At 73.4% G+C, this 16,977-nt stretch carries 15 protein-coding genes and 3 pseudogenes; 6 read left to right on the forward strand and 12 right to left on the reverse strand.

Annotated elements, in window-relative coordinates; all coding sequences use genetic code 11:
- Positions 1–107 precede the first annotated feature (107 nt).
- From fxsA to ACFYYB_RS23665, 4 genes are all read right to left on the reverse strand, one after another.
- Positions 108–701, reverse strand: coding sequence for an FxsA family membrane protein (fxsA, locus tag ACFYYB_RS23650; RefSeq protein ID WP_389437277.1), 594 nt, complete (start codon positions 699–701; stop codon positions 108–110).
- A gap of 92 nt (positions 702–793) precedes the next feature.
- Positions 794–1,576 carry a polyprenol monophosphomannose synthase gene (locus tag ACFYYB_RS23655; RefSeq protein ID WP_389437278.1) on the reverse strand — a complete coding sequence of 261 codons (783 nt, stop codon included), beginning with the start codon at positions 1,574–1,576 and terminating at the stop codon, positions 794–796.
- Positions 1,577–1,913: 337 nt separating this feature from the next.
- Positions 1,914–3,563 (reverse strand): amidohydrolase, encoded by a 1,650-nt coding sequence (locus ACFYYB_RS23660; protein WP_389437279.1) that lies wholly within the window; start codon positions 3,561–3,563, stop codon positions 1,914–1,916.
- Positions 3,564–3,708: 145 nt separating this feature from the next.
- Entirely contained in the window at positions 3,709–4,149 is a 441-nt protein-coding gene (locus ACFYYB_RS23665) for an Lrp/AsnC family transcriptional regulator (protein ID WP_327309536.1), read from the reverse strand.
- Between the two features lie 218 nt (positions 4,150–4,367).
- Between ACFYYB_RS23665 and ACFYYB_RS23670 the strand changes: the two genes are divergently transcribed.
- Positions 4,368–4,814 (forward strand): hypothetical protein, encoded by a 447-nt coding sequence (locus ACFYYB_RS23670; protein ID WP_389437280.1) that lies wholly within the window; start codon positions 4,368–4,370, stop codon positions 4,812–4,814.
- A 27-nt stretch (positions 4,815–4,841) separates the two neighbouring features.
- On the opposite strand, the gene ACFYYB_RS23675 is transcribed toward ACFYYB_RS23670, so the two are convergent.
- The 4 genes and pseudogenes from ACFYYB_RS23675 to ACFYYB_RS23690 form a co-directional block, all read right to left on the reverse strand.
- Positions 4,842–5,945, reverse strand: coding sequence for a phosphotransferase family protein (locus ACFYYB_RS23675; protein WP_389437281.1), 1,104 nt, complete (start codon positions 5,943–5,945; stop codon positions 4,842–4,844).
- Between the two features lie 86 nt (positions 5,946–6,031).
- A complete protein-coding gene (locus ACFYYB_RS23680) occupies positions 6,032–7,165 on the reverse strand; it encodes a hypothetical protein (protein ID WP_389437282.1) in 1,134 nt (377 codons plus the stop codon).
- A gap of 190 nt (positions 7,166–7,355) precedes the next feature.
- Positions 7,356–7,784, reverse strand: a pseudogene (locus ACFYYB_RS23685) (TetR/AcrR family transcriptional regulator C-terminal domain-containing protein); the annotation flags it as partial.
- Between the two features lie 285 nt (positions 7,785–8,069).
- Positions 8,070–8,288 (reverse strand): annotated as a pseudogene (locus ACFYYB_RS23690) (TetR/AcrR family transcriptional regulator); the annotation flags it as partial.
- A gap of 149 nt (positions 8,289–8,437) precedes the next feature.
- Between ACFYYB_RS23690 and ACFYYB_RS23695 the strand changes: the two are divergent.
- Together ACFYYB_RS23695 and ACFYYB_RS23700 are read left to right on the forward strand one after the other, a co-directional pair.
- Positions 8,438–10,165 carry a CocE/NonD family hydrolase gene (locus ACFYYB_RS23695; RefSeq protein ID WP_389437283.1) on the forward strand — a complete coding sequence of 576 codons (1,728 nt, stop codon included), beginning with the start codon at positions 8,438–8,440 and terminating at the stop codon, positions 10,163–10,165.
- A 141-nt stretch (positions 10,166–10,306) separates the two neighbouring features.
- The gene (locus ACFYYB_RS23700) at positions 10,307–11,176 is read left to right on the forward strand and encodes a GyrI-like domain-containing protein (RefSeq protein ID WP_389437284.1); all 870 of its coding nucleotides are present in this window, start codon (positions 10,307–10,309) and stop codon (positions 11,174–11,176) included.
- Positions 11,177–11,534: 358 nt separating this feature from the next.
- On the opposite strand, the gene ACFYYB_RS23705 is transcribed toward ACFYYB_RS23700, so the two are convergent.
- The 3 genes and pseudogenes from ACFYYB_RS23705 to ACFYYB_RS23715 all read right to left on the reverse strand — a co-directional run.
- On the reverse strand, positions 11,535–11,867 hold the full coding sequence (locus ACFYYB_RS23705; RefSeq protein WP_389437877.1) for a GNAT family N-acetyltransferase: 333 nt from the start codon (positions 11,865–11,867) through the stop codon (positions 11,535–11,537).
- 62 nt (positions 11,868–11,929) lie between these two features.
- Complete coding sequence (locus tag ACFYYB_RS23710; protein WP_389437285.1) at positions 11,930–13,099, reverse strand: acyl-CoA dehydrogenase family protein; 1,170 nt, start codon at positions 13,097–13,099, stop codon at positions 11,930–11,932.
- 488 nt (positions 13,100–13,587) lie between these two features.
- A pseudogene (locus ACFYYB_RS23715) lies at positions 13,588–14,109 on the reverse strand (TetR/AcrR family transcriptional regulator); the annotation flags it as partial.
- 188 nt (positions 14,110–14,297) lie between these two features.
- Between ACFYYB_RS23715 and ACFYYB_RS23720 the strand changes: the two are divergent.
- The 3 genes from ACFYYB_RS23720 to ACFYYB_RS23730 are packed head-to-tail and all read left to right on the forward strand — an operon-like array spanning position 14,298 to position 16,752.
- Positions 14,298–14,846 (forward strand): DUF6230 family protein, encoded by a 549-nt coding sequence (locus ACFYYB_RS23720; RefSeq protein ID WP_389437879.1) that lies wholly within the window; start codon positions 14,298–14,300, stop codon positions 14,844–14,846.
- Entirely contained in the window at positions 14,837–15,799 is a 963-nt protein-coding gene (locus ACFYYB_RS23725; protein ID WP_389437286.1) for a DUF6114 domain-containing protein, read from the forward strand. The genes ACFYYB_RS23720 and ACFYYB_RS23725 overlap by 10 nt, the downstream gene beginning before the upstream one ends.
- On the forward strand, positions 15,796–16,752 hold the full coding sequence (locus ACFYYB_RS23730) for a hypothetical protein (RefSeq protein WP_389437287.1): 957 nt from the start codon (positions 15,796–15,798) through the stop codon (positions 16,750–16,752). Before ACFYYB_RS23725 ends, ACFYYB_RS23730 begins: the two co-directional genes overlap by 4 nt.
- Here the strand turns inward: ACFYYB_RS23730 and ACFYYB_RS23735 are convergent.
- A complete protein-coding gene (locus tag ACFYYB_RS23735) occupies positions 16,727–16,885 on the reverse strand; it encodes an SCO1431 family membrane protein (protein WP_243341628.1) in 159 nt (52 codons plus the stop codon). The two genes, ACFYYB_RS23730 and ACFYYB_RS23735, sit on opposite strands and share 26 nt — an antisense overlap.
- Positions 16,886–16,977 lie beyond the last annotated feature (92 nt).

The raw sequence follows: 16,977 nt of genomic DNA on the forward strand, positions 1-16,977 counted from the left end.
CCAAGGCCGCGTCACAGCCGCACCCCCCCGCGGCGCTTTAACACCGCCCGACGGGGGGGGCCCCCCCCCGGGGTGTGGGGGGGGCCCCTCCGCTTCGTGCTGTCGTCTCAGGGGGTCAGCGGCGGCCGGTTGCCCTGGTCGGGCCGCTGCGGGGCGTCCTCGCGGATGACCTCGCCGTGGATGACCTCGCCCGGGACGACCTTGCCGTCCGGGTAATGGATCCGGGCCTGCTGGAAGGCGTCGCCGAAGGAACCGGCCGGCGCGGAGGCCATCTTCCGCTCGAGGGAGACGGCGGCCCTGCGGCCGATCCAGGCGCGGACCGGCGGGAGCAGGAGCAGCAGACCGGCCGCGTCGGAGATCAGGCCCGGCATCATCAGGAGCAGACCGGCCAGCATGGTCAGGCCGTTGCCCGTGCCGGGCTTGCCCGGCTGCGGCGCAGTCGGCTGACGGCCCTCCTGGGCCTGCTGGAAGGTCTCCGTCAGGTTCTTGAAGGCGCGTCGCCCGGCCCGCTTGATGACCACCGCACCCAGCACCAGGCCGCCCGCGAGCAGCAGGGCGACACCGCCGGCGCCGACTGCTCCGGCGACCTGGCCGAGCAGCCAGATCTCCAGGACCAGCCAGGCCGCGATGGCCAGGGGGAGGTACGTACGGGCGGGCGAACGCCGCCGGGGGGCCGTAGAGGTCGGAACTCCGGTCGTCATATCCCCAGTGTGCCTGGGGCGGCGTAAAGACGTCCTCAGCCGGAGGTACCGGACATCCCCTAGGGGTGGCGCGCACCACCCCCGGAGCGGGCCTACTTGCCCCGGGGCTTGCCCGTCAGCTTGTCCGAGAGCTTGCCGGCGTGCTCCTTGAGGCCCCACTGGGTGACCCTCCAGAGGGCCTCCACCACGATGTCCTTGCTCATCTTGCTGTCGCCGAACTCGCGCTCGACGAAGGTGATGGGCACCTCGACGACGCGGAAGCCCTTCTGCACGGCCCGCCGGGCCAGGTCGACCTGGAAGCAGTAGCCCGCCGAGGCCACGTCGGCCAGGCCCAGGCCCTCGAGGGTCTCCCGGCGGAAGGCGCGGTAGCCGCCGGTCACGTCGCGGATCGGGACGCCCAGCATCAGCCGGGAGTACGTGGACCCGCCCCGGGAGAGGAACTCGCGGCTCTTGGGCCAGTTGACCACCCGGCCGCCCGGCACCCAGCGCGAGCCCAGCACCAGGTCGGCGCCCTCCAGGGCGGTGAGCAGCCGGGGCAGCTCCTCGGGCTGGTGGGAGCCGTCGGCGTCCATCTCGATGATGACGCCGTAGCCGTTCTCCAGGCCCCAGGTGAAGCCGGCCAGGTAGGCGGCCCCGAGGCCCTCCTTGCCCTTGCGGTGCAGGACGTGGACCTGGTCGTCCGACGCCGCCAGCTCGTCGGCGAGCTTTCCGGTGCCGTCGGGACTGTTGTCGTCCGCGACCAGGACGTGCGCCGCGGGCACAGCCGCGCGGACGCGGCCGACGATCAGCCCGATGTTCTCCGCCTCGTTATAGGTCGGAATGATCACCAAGGCCGTGCCGAGCGGTCCGTAGCTTCGCTGTCCGCCGTCGCTCACTGATTCCCCTTTTGCGTTCTCGTACATCCAGTACGTCGTGTCGCAGAGGATGATTTTAGAACAGCGATCGGGGCCCGCGGTCCTTCGGGCCGGACCGGCTCCCGCTGGCTGCGGGCCGCCTGACCGTTGTCTACTGGACCGCGGGGCCCCGATCTGAGGCCACCGGCCCCCAATTCTCTTGCGGAGCAGGGGGGACACCCTTGCGGCGAAACCTTCCCTCGCCCCCGAGGCGCGGGCGCGGCTGAGCGATCGGCTCCGTCCGGTTCGGACGTCCGGTGGTGGACCCGGCCGAACCTATCCGGGTCCGGCCGCCCTCGCCGAACCACGGCCACCCTCATCACCCCTGTGGCCGTACGAATACCTCCCGGCCGCCGACCACGGTCGCCAGGCAGACCGGCAGCTCCCCGCCGGGGGTCAGGTCCGGCAGTCCGGGGGTCCCGGAGCGGGGGTCCGTGGACCAGCGGGCGACCCGGTCGTCGGGGGCCTGGACGACCAGTTCGGCCGTGTCCCACACCGCGTAGTCGGCCGGGGCGCCGGGGACGAGGATGCCCGCGTCGTCGCGGCCCAGGGCCCGCCAGCCGCCGCGCGTGTGGGCGGCGAAGGCCGCCCGTGCGGAGATGCGGTGGGCCGGAGTGCGGTGGAAGGCGGCCGCCCGGACGGTGCCCCAGGGATCGAGCGGGGTGACCGGGGCGTCGGAGCCGAAGGCCAGCGGGACTCCGGCCTTGAGCATGGCCGCGTACGGGTTGAGGGTGCGGGCGCGCTCGGCTCCGAGCCGGTCGGCGTACATGCCCTGCTCACCGCCCCACAGCGCGTCGAAGGCGGGCTGCACGGAGGCCGTGAGGCCGAGCTCCGCGAAGGCGGCGATGGTGGCCGGGGTCATCATCTCGGCGTGCTCGACGCGGTGCCGGGCGGCGCGGACGCGGTCCAGGCCGACCTTGTCGGCGGCTGCCCGGACCCCGGTGACCACCGCGGTGATCGCGGCGTCCCCGATGGCGTGGAAGCCCGCCTGGAGGCCCGCCTCGGTGCAGGCGGCGACGTGCTCGGCGACGGCCCGCGCGTCGAGGTAGTCCGTGCCGGTGTGCTCCGCGTCGGCGTACGGGGCGTGCAGGCAGGCGGTGTGCGAGCCGAGGGCCCCGTCGACGAAGAGGTCGCCGGCCGCCCCTACGGCGCCGAGTTCCTTGACGAGGGCGAGGTCCCGGTCGGCCCAGTAGCCGAAGACCCGCGGGCCCGGGTGGGTCCGCGCGAGCTCCAGGAGGGCGGTGAAGTCCTCCGGGGAGGAGATCTCCGGTCCGCCGCACTCGTGGACGGAGCCGATGCCGAGGGACGCGGCCCGGTCGAGGGCGGCCCGCTGGGCCTCGGCGCGCTGGGCCGGGGTGAGGGCCCCGAGCGCGGCGCGGCGTACGGCGTGGTGGGCGTCACGGGTCAGCGGTTCGTCGGCGGCCCCGCGGACCTCGGGCACGAGCCCGAGCATGGCCGTGGTGACCACGGCGGAGTGCGCGTCGATGCGGCTGAGGTAGAGCGGGCGGCCCCCGGTGGCCTCGTCGAGCTCCCGCCTGCGCGGTGTGCGGCGCTCGGGCCAGCGGGCGGCGTCCCAGCCGTGGCCGAGGAGCACCCGGTCGCCGGGGCGGGCCTCGGCGTACGCGCGCACGCGCTGGAGGGCTTCGGCGAGGGAGGCGGCCGTGGACAGGTCCAGGCCGGTCAGGGCGAGGCCCGCGGAGGTGGTGTGCACGTGGGCGTCGGTGAAGGCGGGGGTGACGAGCGCCCCGCCGAGGTCGACGACCTCGTCCACGCCCTGCGCGAAGGCGTCGGCGGCGCCCTCGGAGCCGACCCAGGCGATGTGGCCGCGCTCGACGACCATCGCGGTGGCGAAGGGATCGGCGGGGCTGTGGACCTCTCCGCCGCGGAGGAGGACCGTGCGGGGGCCTCCGGCGGTGGGGGTGGGGTCTCCGGCGGCTGTGGCGGAGTCGGCGGTGGTGCGGTCTGTCATGCCGACAGTCTGGCGGGTGCGGTTCGCCTCGCGGAACACGGGCCCTGGGTGGGGGCCCTGCGGGGCGAGGTCCCCCTGCCCGCCCTTCTGCCGTTCCCCGGGGGCCGGCCCCCGGACCCCCGCTCCTCGAACGCCGAAGGGGCCGCTACACCCGGGGCGGGCGGGCCTCGTACGGGGTGGAGAGGACCACCGTGGTGCGGGTGGAGACGTGGGCCAGGGCGCGCAGGCGGCTCAGGAGGTCTTCGAGCTCCAGGGGGGTGGCCACGCGGACCTTGAGGATGTAGTTCTCGTCGCCCGCGACGCTGTGGCAGGCCTCGATCTCGGGAACCCCGGACAGCCGGTCCGCGATGTCGTCGGGTGCGCTCGGGTCGAAGGGCTTGACCGAGATGAAGGCCGTGAGGGGAAGACCGACGGCCTCGGGGTCGACGACCGCCGCGTAACCGCGGATGACCCCGCGCTGCTCCAGCCGGCGTACTCGCTGATGGACCGCCGACGTGGACAGTCCGGTGGCCTTGCCCAGGTCCGTGTAGCTCATCCGCCCGTCGCGTACGAGCAGATCCACGATCTGGCGGTCCAGCTCCTCCATTGCGCTCATAGCCGCACAACTTACGGCCCCGAACCCTTCAGGCCCAGCCGTGTCCACGGATTGAGGTGGCACCTGCGGCGGGCATGTGACCAAGGCCACAGGGGTAAGCGGGCGTACGGCGGCCGGATGTGGTTACTCGTGCCGCGCGACGGGAAGTGCTTGGGGTGGCCGTGGCCGAAGAACCTGCCCGCCCGGCCCACCCAAGGGGGAGTACATCCATGCTGAACACCAAGCGCGCCGGTCGCACCGAACCGGAGCCCCTGGAAATCGTCGAGGGCGGATACGCCGACGACGACGACTACCTCGAATACGGCGAGAGCTTCGAGATCCACCACGCGACCTGCCCCGACTGCGGCCAGCCGATCGCCCTCGTCGCGGACGAGGAGTTCCTGCCGGAGCACGCCCTCTGCCTGAGCCCGTGGAACCCCTTCGGGCTCACGGTGTGCGCGGGCACCGGGCGGCCCGCCTCCGACGCGCTGCCCACCCTCGGCTTCGGCGACGGCGAGGTCACGGAGCTGGAGCCCGTCGTCCACCTTGCGCTGCCGCAGGGGCTGGACTGGCGGACGCAGCCCTTCTCGCACGTCGGCGGCCCCGGCTCGCGGCCCGTGCGGATGCCGGCGCCCGCGGTGATGCCGCAGATGCGCCAGCACGCGCAGGCCGCCTGAGCACGGGCCGAGCGGGTACCGGGGCGCCTACCAGTACGTTCCCTGCACCATGGCGGTGAGGCTGGCATGGTGCAGGATCAGGCTGTCGGGATCGGCCGGGATCTCCACCTCTCCGAAGTGCGCCTGCCGGTAGGCGATGCGCAGCATCACGATCCCGTGCCGCAGGGCGGCGTAGAGCGTGTGGAACTCCATGTCCCGCGGCGTGTGCCCGGTGAGTTCGGCGTACCGGCGTTCGATGTCCTCGCGGCGCAGGAACTCCGGCAGGCCCGGCTGGCCGAAACCGACCGTCAGGTCCTGGAAGAACCGGTGCAGGTAGACGGTCCAGCCGAGGTCCACCTCGCGCGGGGCGCAGGCCGCCATCTCCCAGTCGAGGACGGCCACGGGTTCGAAGCCGTCGGCCTCGAAGATGACGTTGCCGATGCGCGCGTCGCCCCAGTTGAGGACGGCCGGGCCGCCCTCGTCGGCCGGCCACAGCTCTTCCAGGCGGGCGAACGCCCGCTCAAGGAGCGGTGATCGGGACTTTCCCTCAACCACCCAGTCGTAGTAGGCGCGTTGGGACTCGACGTGGCGGCGCAACGGGCTGCCGTCGCCCTCCGGGAGGAGGAACGTCGCCTCCTCGGCCGGGAACTGGTCGTGCAGCCGGGCGAGCAGCGCGACGCTCGCCTCCTGGAGCGCGGCACGCTGCGCGTCGGTCGCGGCGTGCAGCCAGTTCCCCTCGTAGGTGTAGGGCATCACGTCGGGCGGTACGCGCCCTTCGGCGCGGGCCATCACGAAGAACGGGGCTCCGAGCGGGCCGGGGTCCTCTTCCAGCCACTGCACGCGCGGGACCGGCAGGTCGGTGTGGGCGGCGACCAGGCTCATGACCCGGTGCTGGCGGGGCATGTCGTACGTCGGGAAGACGGTGTAGGCGGCCGGGTCGGCGGCGAGGCGCAGCGCGCAGGCGTGGATCGGGGCGTCCGGGTGCTCTATGTCGAAGAGCAGGGTCTCGCTGGACATGCCGTTGGAGCCGGGGACGGAGATGTTGGTGACCTTGGCGCCGGGCAGCTCGGTGTCGAGCCAGGCGGCGAGGCGCCGGCCCAGCTCCTCGGGTTCGCGGGTGGAGGTACGGGGGCGCGGTGCCGGTCCTGCCATGGGAAACCCCTTCTCTGGATTGGCCGTTGAGGCGTGCGGCTTGAGGTGCGCGGTGCGCGGTGCGAGGTGTGCGGTTCCGGGCCGGGCTACGGGGCGACCGAGCTGTAGTCGGCGAAGCCGCTGGGGTCGTGGCGGCCGAAGCTGCCGTGCTCGAAGATGCCGTAGCCGGTGCGGCCTTCGAGGGTGAAGCGGGCCGAGTGGTCGGTGACTCCGAAGGCGGCCATGGGATGGGCGGCGGGGTCGGAGAGGTCGTAGGTGCGGCGGTCGGTCCAGGCGCGGCCCTGCCAGGTGCCGTGCTGCCAGTCGGAGGCGGGCGGGTAGCCGGCGCCGACGGCGAGCGGGGAGGAGTTCAGGATCTCCACTCCGAGTTCGAGGGGTTTGCGGCCGGCCGGGTCGGTGAGGTGGACGACGGCGCTCTCGGGGTGGCGGCTGCCGGGGCGGTAGCGGATGTCGGTGTGCGGCCAGCCGAGCTGGACGTCGTGGCGGCCGCTGCTCTCGGGGAAGACCTGGACGGCCTCGCTGAGGGCCCGGTGGCCGTCGGCGTCCTCCTGCGCGATGACCATCAGGAAGCGGTCCTCGAACCGGACGGGGATCCAGAGCCAGTGGAACCCTTCGGGGCGGTGCTCCTCGGCGGCGCGGCCGCCCTCCTCGCCGGGGATGGGGCGCACGCCCCAGCTCCGGTCGCGGGTGCCGGTCCAGTCGGCGTCGAGGGTGAACTCCTCCCCCTTGGCGCGGATGGTGCCGGCGACGCTGCCGGCCTGGACGAAGCGGCGGCCTTCGAGGATGAGGCGGTCGCCCCGGCGCTGGGTGTGGTGCGGCTCCCACACGGCGGGGAACTCCGCGGTCCAGGTGATCTCGTACGAGAGCCCGTCGGGGTCCTCGGGGTCGGCGGCGCAGGAGAGACTGATCCGCCGGAGGGGTTCGTCGACGGTGATGCGGAGCGGGCCGACGGAGAGGTTCATGCGGTCGTCGGTGAGGGCGTCGGAGGCGCGGACCGCGAGGAGTTCGTCGCCGACCCGGAGGGTGGCGTAGGCGTCTATGACCCCGGCGTTGGGGTAGACCCCGAGGCCGAGGATCAGGACGGCGCGACCCGCGTGGTCGAAGACGTGGAAGATGCAGCGGTCGTAGGCGTTGCGGTCTCCGGTGACGAGGTGCTTCATCGACAACGGGGCCTGGTGGATGGGGTATTCGTCGAGCGGTACGGGCCGGTCGGCGGGCATGGCGAACCTCCGTGGACGGGTGCGGGGGGTGACACCTGGGCGGAAATGACGGTACGTCAGATCACGGGCCGGAGAACAGGGTTGTGGCACGAACTGGCAGGGAGACACATCGTGCGGGGACCCGGCGGGGCCGGGCCGAGGACACCCCTCCCGCTCCGGGAACGCCGGGGCCCGCCGCGGCGGAGCGGAATCAGTCGGTGTTCAGGCCGTCGATCAGGCGGTTCAGGAAGCGGGCGAAGGTGGCTTCCGGCGCGAGGGGGCGTCCGGGGGCGGCGAGGGCCTCGGCGAGTTCCGGGTGCCGGCCGTCCGCGGCGACGGCGCCGAGGTAGCGGGCTTCGGCCGCGAGCCGGTCGGGGGACCGCAGGGCCGCGGCCCCCGCGATCTCATGGGCGACGTGCCCGGCCACGAATGCGGTGAGCTGGGCGAACACCTCCAGCTTCGCCGCACCGTCCAGTCCGGTGGGCCGCAGGGCGGCGAGCGCGCGTTCCAGGAAGGCCAGGGTGTTGGGGCCGGGCACGCGGCGGCCGGTCAGGGCGGCGGGCAGCCAGGGGTGGCGCAGCATGTGGGCGCGCTGGAGGTGCGCGATGGCCTTCAGCTCCATGCGCCAGTCGCCGGCGGGCCCGGCCCCGGGCGGCGCGACCCCGGGCAGCGCATCCCCGGCCGGCCCGTCTCCCGTCGGCACATCCCCGGCTGGCGCGTCCCCGGCCGAGCTGCCCCCGGTCGGCGCGTCCCTGGGCGGCGCACCCCCGGCCGGCCCGTCTCCCGTCGGCGCATCTCCGGCCGAGCTGCCCCCGGCCGGCGCGTCCCCGGGCGGCGCATCACCGGTCGACCTGCCCCCGGTCGACCTGCCCCCGGTCGGCCCGTCTCCGGTCGGCGCGTCCCCGGCGAGGAAATCCCCGGTCAGCAGTTCGGCGGTGACGTGGTCAACCATCAGCTCCAGCAGCGTCTCCTTGTCGGGGGCGTAGCTGTAGAGCGACATGGCGCCCGCGCCGACCTCGGCCGCGACCCTGCGGATGGTGACCGCTTCGAGGCCCTCCGCGTCCGCCAAGGCGACGGCCGCCGCCGTGATCACCTCTCGGCTGAAGGAGGGCTTGCGGCCCCTGCGGGGCTTCGCGGAGCCCAGCCAGAGCTGCTCGGGGTCGACGCCCGGCGTGCCGGTCTCTCCTGTACGGGGCACTGCCCGCACCCCCTCCCTTGATCGAGCCGGCCCTTACGGTCCCATCCAAGCATGGGCTATTCTCGTACAGTGTACGGATAGCGAGGAGGGGAACCATGACAACTCAGACGCACGGTCCTGTGACGAGGACGGCCTGGACACCGCCTTCCGGGAAGCCGCCGCTGGCCTCACGGCTCATGAGGGCGACCTGGAAGGGCCTGCCGGCCAGGCGGCACGCCGTCGGGTGGGAGCCGGGGCTGGCGGTGCCGGCCGCCGATGGCAGCCCGCTGATCACGGACCACTACTTCCCCCGCGCCGAGGGCGACTTCCCCACCCTCCTGGTCCGCTCTCCGTACGGCAGGGGCCTGCCGTGGTCCCCCATGTACGGCGTGCTCTTCGCCGAGCAGGGTTTCCACGTGGTGCTGCAGAGCTGTCGCGGTACCGGTGGTTCCGGCGGCGAGTTCGACCTGTGGCGCAACGAGGCGGCCGACGGCCGGGCCACCGTGTCCTGGCTGCGCGAGCAGCCCTGGTTCGACGGAACGCTGGGGACCGTCGGCCCCAGCTACCTGGGATACGTGCAGTGGGCCCTCGCCGAGGACCCGCCACCGGAGCTGAAGGCGATGGTGGTGCAGGTGGGGCTGCACGATCCGCACGCCCTGTTCCACGCGGACGGCGCCCTCCGCCTGGAGAACGCCCTCGCCGTCGGCGTCGGCATGACCTACCAGCACCGGGGGATGGCACCGTTCCTGAAGGCGACCCTGCGCCTGCAGCGGCGCCTGCGCGAGGTCACCACCGCACAGCCGCTGCGCGGGGCGCACGCGTCCGCCCTCGGGGGCGACGTGCCCTGGCTGAACGAGGTGATGTCCCACCCGGACGCCGAGGACGCGTACTGGGACGGTGCGTCGTTGGCGGCGGTGGCGCGGCGGCTGACGGTGCCGACCGCTCTGATCACCGGATGGCACGACGTGCTGGGCGACCAGACCTTCGAGCAGTACCGCCGGCTCCGTGAGGCCGACTGCGAGACCGCCCTGCTCGTCGGCCCCTGGACCCATACGTCAGCGCTGCAGCAGGGGTGGCCCGAGGTGTTCGCCGAGAGCCTCGCCTGGCTGCGCGCACACCTGTGCGCCGACTCCTCGGCGCTGCGTCCCACGAGGGTGCGCGTGCACGTCGGCGGCGAAGGCGGCGGCGAGGGCGAGGGCGGCTGGCGGGACCTCGAGGCCTGGCCGCCGGCCGCGGACGTCGGTCCGTTGTTTCCCACCGCGCAAGGGCATCTGATCCGGCAGGCCACCGCGGAATCCGCCCCCCTGGTCTCGTTCCGCTACGACCCGGCCGACCCCACCCCTTCGGTCGGCGGCCCGCTGCTCTCCCGTACGGCCGGTGCCCGCGACAACGGCACCCTGGAGATCCGGGACGACGTACTGACCTTCACCGGCCCGCCGCTGACCGAGCCCCTGGACGTACTCGGCCCGGTCTCCGCACGGCTGAGCGTCTCCACGGACACCGGCCACGCCGACGTCTTCACCCGCCTGTGCGACGTGGACGCGCAAGGCCGCTCGATCAACGTCTGCGACGGGCTGGGCCGGCTCCGGACGGACGGGCAGGAGCCCTCGCGGATCACCGTGCCGATGAGCTCCACCGCCCACCGCTTCGCCGCCGGGCACCGCGTCCGCTGGCAGATCAGCGGGGGCGCCCATCCGCGCTACGCCCGCAACCCCGGGACCGGGGAGTCCCCGTTGGACGCCACCGCCTTCGCGCCGGTGCGCATCACGCTGCACGCGGACTCGGCGCTGACGCTCGCCGTACTTCCCGGTGGTTCCGGGCCCGGAACCACCGGGAACGGCTGACGAGCCGGCCGCCGTGCGGCACGTACGGGCCCTCCGTGCCGCACGGCCCGTAAGGCGATCGGCGGCACGATCGGATCGGATCGCAACGGTCGGGTCCCGGCGGGGTGCGACCGGGCAGGGTGGAGATCGAAAGGAGGCCTCGTGATCTCGGCACTCAACCAGCTCGTCGCTCTCGTCGAGGAACACCTCGCGGAGGAACTCGACGTCCACGGACTGGCCGCGGAGCTCGGCACGACCGAGTACCACCTGCGCCGGATGTTCTCGTCCTTGGCCGGCATGCCGCTGTCGGAGTACGTGCGCCGGCGCCGCATGACCGTCGCCGCCGCCGACGTCGTGCGGGGCGAAGCCGATCTGCTGGGCATCGCCGTCCGGTACGGATACGGCTCGACCGAGGCGTTCGGACGCGCGTTCCGCGCGGTTCACGGCGCCGGTCCCCGTGACGTGCGCCGCGACGGAGGCCCCCTGCGCACACAGCCACGGCTCAGGATCCGCCTGACCGTCGAAGGGAGCATCCCCATGGACACCCGCCTCATCGACCGCCCCGCGTTCCGGCTGGTCGGACACGCCGTCCGGGTTCCGCTCGTCCACCAGGGCGTCAACCCGCACATCCAGCGGCACATCACCGCGCTGCCGCCGGAGGAGCACCTCCGGCTGAAGGCCCTCGGTGACGCCGAACCGGCGGGCCTGCTGCAGGTCTCCGACGACGTCGACCCCGACGGCACGGAGGGGAGCGAGCTGACCTACCTGCACGGGGTCGCCCTGTCCCGGGAGACGGCGGCGCCCGACGACCTGGACGCCATCGAGGTGCCGGCCGGCACGTGGGCGGTGTTCCGCACCGCCGGGCCCCATCCGCAGGCCCTGCAGACGACCTGGGCGGCGACCGCGACCGAGTGGTTCCCCTCCAACCCGTGGCTCCTGCGGCCCGGCCCCTCGATCGTCACGATCCTCGAACGCGCCGGCGATTTCAGCACCGCGACCTGCGAGCTGTGGCTGCCCGTCGAACCGGCGTGACGGATCGCGCGATCCCGGCTCCGGCGGGGAGGCGGAGGGAGCGGGAGGGGACCCGGAGCGGACCTCGGAGGGGAAAGATCGAACGGATGGGCGGGGTTACCCGTGGCTCCGGTGGCGCGTTGGCCCGGTATGACCACGATGGAGACTTCCACGCCGAAGGTGGGGCGCCGGCGGCGGGCGCCTGCCGCAGGGTACGAAGAATCGGTTCGGCAGGCCCCCGACCCGCCCATCTACCGTGCGCTGCTCACCCGGTGGGAGGAGGACGGCCGGACCGTGCCGGGGCAGCGCGACCCGGAGTGGTCCCGGATCGCCTCCTCCCCCATCTGGCCGACCGGCCCCCTCTTCGGCGGCTGACCGCTCACAGGGCGAGCAGACCCGCCTCCGTCGGGCGGAAACCGCACCGGGCGTAGAACGCGCCGAGGTGCGGCTCGTGGTCCACGTGCAACCACTGCGCGCCCGCGCCCCGCGCCTCCTCGGCGGCCGCCCTGACCAGGCGCACCCCGAGCCCTTGGCGGCGCTCGTCCGGGTGCACCGTGGTGTCGAGGACGAAGGCGTGCGCGCCCCCGTCCCAGGCCACGTTGACGTAGCCGACGAGCCGCCCGCCGCCGCGCGCCGCGATCCAGGTCAGGCTGCGGGCCAGGACCGGCGCGAAGGACGTGTCCCGATGCCCCGGCCAGGACGCGGAGAACAGTTCGTTCAGCTCGGCGTCGGACAGGGCCTCCCGCGCGGTCAGCTCCGCCCCGGGCCCGCCGGTCAGCGGGATTCCGGGCCCGCGAGGTGACGGGCGATCACCATGCGCTGGATCTGGTTCGTGCCCTCCACGATCTGGAGGACCTTCGCTTCGCGCATCAGCCGCTCGACCGGGAAGTCCGCCGTGTAGCCGTAGCCGCCCAGGACCTGGACCGCGTCCGTGGTGACGGCCATCGCCGCGTCGGTGCAGAAGAGCTTGGCCATCGCCGCCTGGCGGGAGAAGGGCTTGCCCGCGTCCCGCAGCCGCGCCGCCGCCAGGTACAGCGCGCGGCCCGCCTCGATCTTCGTCGCCATGTCGGCCAGCATGAACCGCAGGCCCTGGAAGTCCGCGATGGGGTGTCCGAACTGCTTGCGGTCCAGCGCGTAGGCCAGGGCCTCGTCCAGGGCGGCCTGGGCCACGCCGATCGCACAGGCGGCGATGCCGAGGCGGCCCGCGTCCAGGGCGGCCAGGGCGATGGTGAAGCCCTGGCCCTCCTCGCCGATGCGGCGCGAGTCGGGGACCCGTACCCCGTCGAAGTGCAACTGGGCGGTGGGCGAGCCCTTCATGCCCATCTTCTTCTCGGGGACCGCCGCCGTGAGGCCCTGTGCGTCGCCCGGGACCAGGAAGGCCGTGATGCCCTTCGGACCGTCCACGCCCGTGCGGGCCAGGACCGTGTAGAAGTCGGCGACGCCGCCGTGCGTGATCCAGGCCTTGGTGCCGCTGATCAGCCAGTCCTCGCCGTCGCGGACCGCCTTGGTGGTCAGGGAGGCCGCGTCGGAGCCCGAGGACGGCTCGGAGAGGCAGTACGCGCCGAGCAGTCCGCCGCCGAGCATGGCGGGCAGGTGGGCGCCCTTCTGCTCCTTGGTTCCGTAACCGGCCAGGCCGTGACAGGCCAGCGAGTGCACGCTGACACCGAGCCCGACGGTGAGGCGGGCCGCGGCCAGCTCCTCCAGCACCTGGAGGTAGACCTCGTACGGCTGGTCGCCGCCGCCGAACTCGCCGGCGTACGGAAGCCCGAGCAGTCCGGCCTCGGAGAGCAGCGCGAAGACCTCACGGGGGAAGCGGCCGGTGTCCTCCTCCTCGGCGGCCCGGGGGCGGATCTCCCGCTGCGCGATCTCGCGCACGAGCGCGAGCAGGTCTCGGGACTCCTCGGTGGGCAGCGATCGGTCCACCTGCGGCGCGCGGTCGGTCATGGCGGCGCTCTCCTCACGTTCAAGCACGGGGCGGCGCGTGAGGGTGGTACGCGTCGCCGGGTCTCGGGGCTCACAACCGATGGTGCCCTCCCGGATCGCGGGAAGGTCCTGTTCAAGGGGCTGCGGCGGTTGAGTATGCCCGATCAGGGGCTTCCCGTCACGGGCGGAAGATCCTCCTCGGGGACGGGCGGGGCCGGGCATTCCGGGACGAACTCCTCGATCACCGTCAGGGTCGCGCGCAGCGTGCGCACCAGCAGGGCTCCGACCTCGGCCCGGTCGGGGTGCCCCGGGTCGCCGGGAGCCCCGGGCCCGCGGCCCTCCCGGGCCTGCGGCGGGACCTGGGCGGGGATCCGCGGCAGGTCCTGGACCTGAGGAGGCACCTGGGCCGGGTCCTGCGGCGGGACCTGGGCCGGGACCTCGCCGCGGGCTTGGTCCGGCACCTCGTCAGTGCCCCGCACCGGAGCCGCCGCAGGAGCCCCCGCCGCGGCGTCCGCCGGGCCGATCCAGTCGAGGGTGCTGCCCTCGACGCCCGCGAGCCAGCCGACCAGTGCCAGCCGGGCGACCGGCGGGATCTCGCGGCGGCCGTACGCGCCTTCGGCGATGGTCGCGATGAGTTCCTCGCGGACGGCGTCGCGGATGGCGAGGACCTCGGAGTCCGAGCCGACGCCGCCGGTGACGATGGTGCGGTAGGCGGCCTGGTGGTGCTCGGCGTAGTACAGGTAGCCGTCGATGGTGGAGCGCACCCGCTGCGCGTTGGGCAGTTCGCTCTCGCCCGCGGCGCGGGCCACGAGCTCGGCCACCGAGTCCTCGACGATGGCCAGGTAGTAGCCGCGTTTGCTCTTGAAGTAGTAGTAGATGAGCCCCTTGGCCACGCCCGCGTGCTTGGCGATGTCGTCCATGGAGAGCGCGTCGTACGAGGTGTCGGCGAACAACTTGCGGCCGATCGCCATGAGTTCGGCTCGCCGAACCTGCGAACGTCCGGTCGTTCCCCGCTGTTGACTATTATTCAAATTCAGCCCTAGCCTCGAACTGCCACAGGATGCCCGCAGTATGGCAGACCCCCTGGCACCCCCCTTTGCACTCCCCCTGCGCACCGGACGACGTACGGGAGGACCACATCATGGGCACCAGCAGGACCGACACGGCCAGGAACGCGCCCGAGGGCCGGGCCAATTGGAAGAAGACCGCCGCCGTCGCGATGCCCGCGGTCGTCGCGGTCGGAGCGATGGCGATGGTCATGGCGCAGGGCGCGCTCGCCGCCTCCTTCGCCGTCTCGGGGACCAGTTTCCAGGTCTCCTCGTCCAAGCTGAGCAGCAAGGGCCTGTCCTCCTACGTGCAGACGGACCGCTCCGTCGACGGCAAGGGGCATCCCGTCGCACTGCTCGGCATCGGCGAGGCCACCCTCACCGACATCTGCCAGGCCGCCGAGGTGGACACCCCGGTCGGCAAGGTGATCTTCAAGCTGACCGCCGGCGGCCCGGCGGGCAACGTCACCGCCAGCAATCTCGTCATCGACGGCGAGGACCTGGCCGGCGACGCCGTCTTCGGGACGGCCCAGATCGGCCGCGACGCCTCCACCCTCGACCAGGTCGGCGGGATCAAGGGCGAGGCCGGCAAGTTCGGTCTCCAGGCCGGGGACATCGAGGTCGTGGACGTGAAGTCGCACGCCTGGTCGGCGACCGGCGGCAACTTCCGCCTCAAGGGCCTGAAGCTGAACGTCAGCCTGGACGGCACGAAGTGCTTCTAGGCCTGCGCGGGCCCGCGGGGCCGGGCGGCGGGTGGCTGGAACGCCGCCTCCCGCTGCCCGGCCCCCGGCGGCGGCTGCGCACCTGGCGCCGCACCCGCCCCTTCTGGGGCGGGCTGCTGGTGATCCTGGGCGGGACCGAGCTGCTGCTGGTCCCGCTCTCCCCGCTCACCGTGCTGGTCAGCCTGGGCCTCGGCGGGATCGCGGCCATCGGGATCGGCCTCGCGCTGATCGCCGCCGGCCTGTTCCTGTGGCTGCTGCCGCAGACCCGGGCCTACGTCTCGATCCACGCGCTGCTGCTCTCGGTGGTGTCCTTCGTGGCGACCAACCTCGGGGGCTTCCTCGTCGGGATGCTGCTCGGCATCGCGGGCAGCGCGCTGGCCTTCGGCTGGACTCCGGTGCCCGGTCCGGAGGCGGGCGGGGAGGGACCGTACGTACCGAGCCTGGACGGCAGCGGACCGCGCACGCTGGCCGCCGCGCTGCCGGTGGTGCTGCTCGCCTCGCTGGTGGCGGGCACCGGGGAGGCGAGGGCCGCCACGGCCGGTCCGCCGATGGCCGCGCGCACTCCCCCGACCGTGACCACCTCGCTCTTCGCCCCGCAGGGGTTCGCCTTCGCGGGGGTCACGCACGTGCCCACGGCGAACGGCCCGCTGAAGGTGCTGGTGCTGCGAATGCGGGCCGCCACGCTCACCGACTACGAGCTGCGCACCCGCGACGGCGGCGAGGAGTACGGGCTCGCCGCCAAGAGGCTCGACCTGAGCGGCGAGGTGACCTTGTACCTGACGAGGTTCAGCGGGTGCATCGAGGGCCTGCTGTGCGTGACCTTCAGCCCGGACGGGCTGCCCGCTCCCCCGGTCATCCCGCCGTTCGTCTTCATGACCAGGGTGAGCGCCGAGCAGGCGCTCGTCACCTCCGACGTGATCAGGACCGACGATCTGCGGCTGGTGGCCTCGTGATCCCGGTACAGGCCGCGCCGCTGTGGGCGTACGGCATCGGCGCCACCTTCGCGTTGGCCGCCGGGCGCCAGCTCCAGTGGTGGGAGCGGTCGGTCCGGGGCGAGGGCGTCCGTACGAGGAGCCGCGCGGCCAATCCCTACCTGGCCCTCACCCTGCTCTACGCGGCCCTGCTGCCCGCCCCCACGGGGGCGTACCTGCTCTGGCAGAACCCGGCCTGGTCGACCATGCACGTGGCCCGCGACCACGACGGGGTGTGGGCCGGCTTCGCCCTCTTCTACGGGGCTTCGGTGGTGATCGGCGCGCTGCTCGGGTTCCTGGTGGCGCGGCTGTTCGTGCTGGTCGGGGCCGGGTACTGGGGGTACCTCCAGGCGGTGGCCGGGTACTTCCTGCTGTTCTTCACCCTGATCCACGGGTGGGACGGCAGAGGGTACGAGCGGCTGCTGAGCGCCGATCCGCGGGCCTTGGCCGACTGGTCCGGGGAGGGTGTCGTGAACGGCGTGCTGGCCTTCGCGACCACGGGCACCTTCCTGGCCGTGGTGATCTTCGGGACGGCCGTCATCGGCACGATGCTGCTCGCCGAGATCGGCTGGCTGGTGGAGGGCTGGCGGCTGCCGGGCGCCGCGGCGGACCTCAAGGTGCCGAGGGTGATCGCGGTGGCGATCGCCGGGGCCGGGGTCTACGGGCTGCCGTTCGCGGGGGCGGTGGGCGCGAGCGTCCTCGTCCGGCTGCTGGGGTGGTGGGCCGGGACCGGGGCGTTCGCCCTGCTGGCCGGGGTGGTGCTGCTGCCGGCGCGGTCGCCCGTGCGGGCGCTGTACGGGCTGGTGGGCATTCCGGACGGGCACTGGCGGGTGGAGCCGGAGCCGGAGGCGCAAGCCGAAGCGGAAGCCGGGGTGGAGGACGGGGCTGCGGCGGCCGCCGGGGCGAAGGTCAGAAGAACCAGCCGACCTGGGTGACGAACATGGCCACGACCACGACCAGGGTCCAGCCGAGCACGTGCTCCAGCCAGGAGGAGGAATCGTCCTCCGGTCCGCCGGTGCGGACCAGGTTGCGGGCGCGGGCGGTCAGGGCGGCGCTGTGTGCGGTCATGCCTCCAATGTGACAGCGGGGGCGGCCCTCGCGGTAGAGACGATGGTCACGGGTGGCATGTCTCACGCCCCCGGCCGCGTGCTGCGGACCGG

Origin of the sequence: Streptomyces sp. NPDC002886 (genome assembly GCF_042888445.1) — a bacterium.
In the GTDB taxonomy this organism is placed as follows: Bacteria; Actinomycetota; Actinomycetes; order Streptomycetales; family Streptomycetaceae; genus Streptomyces.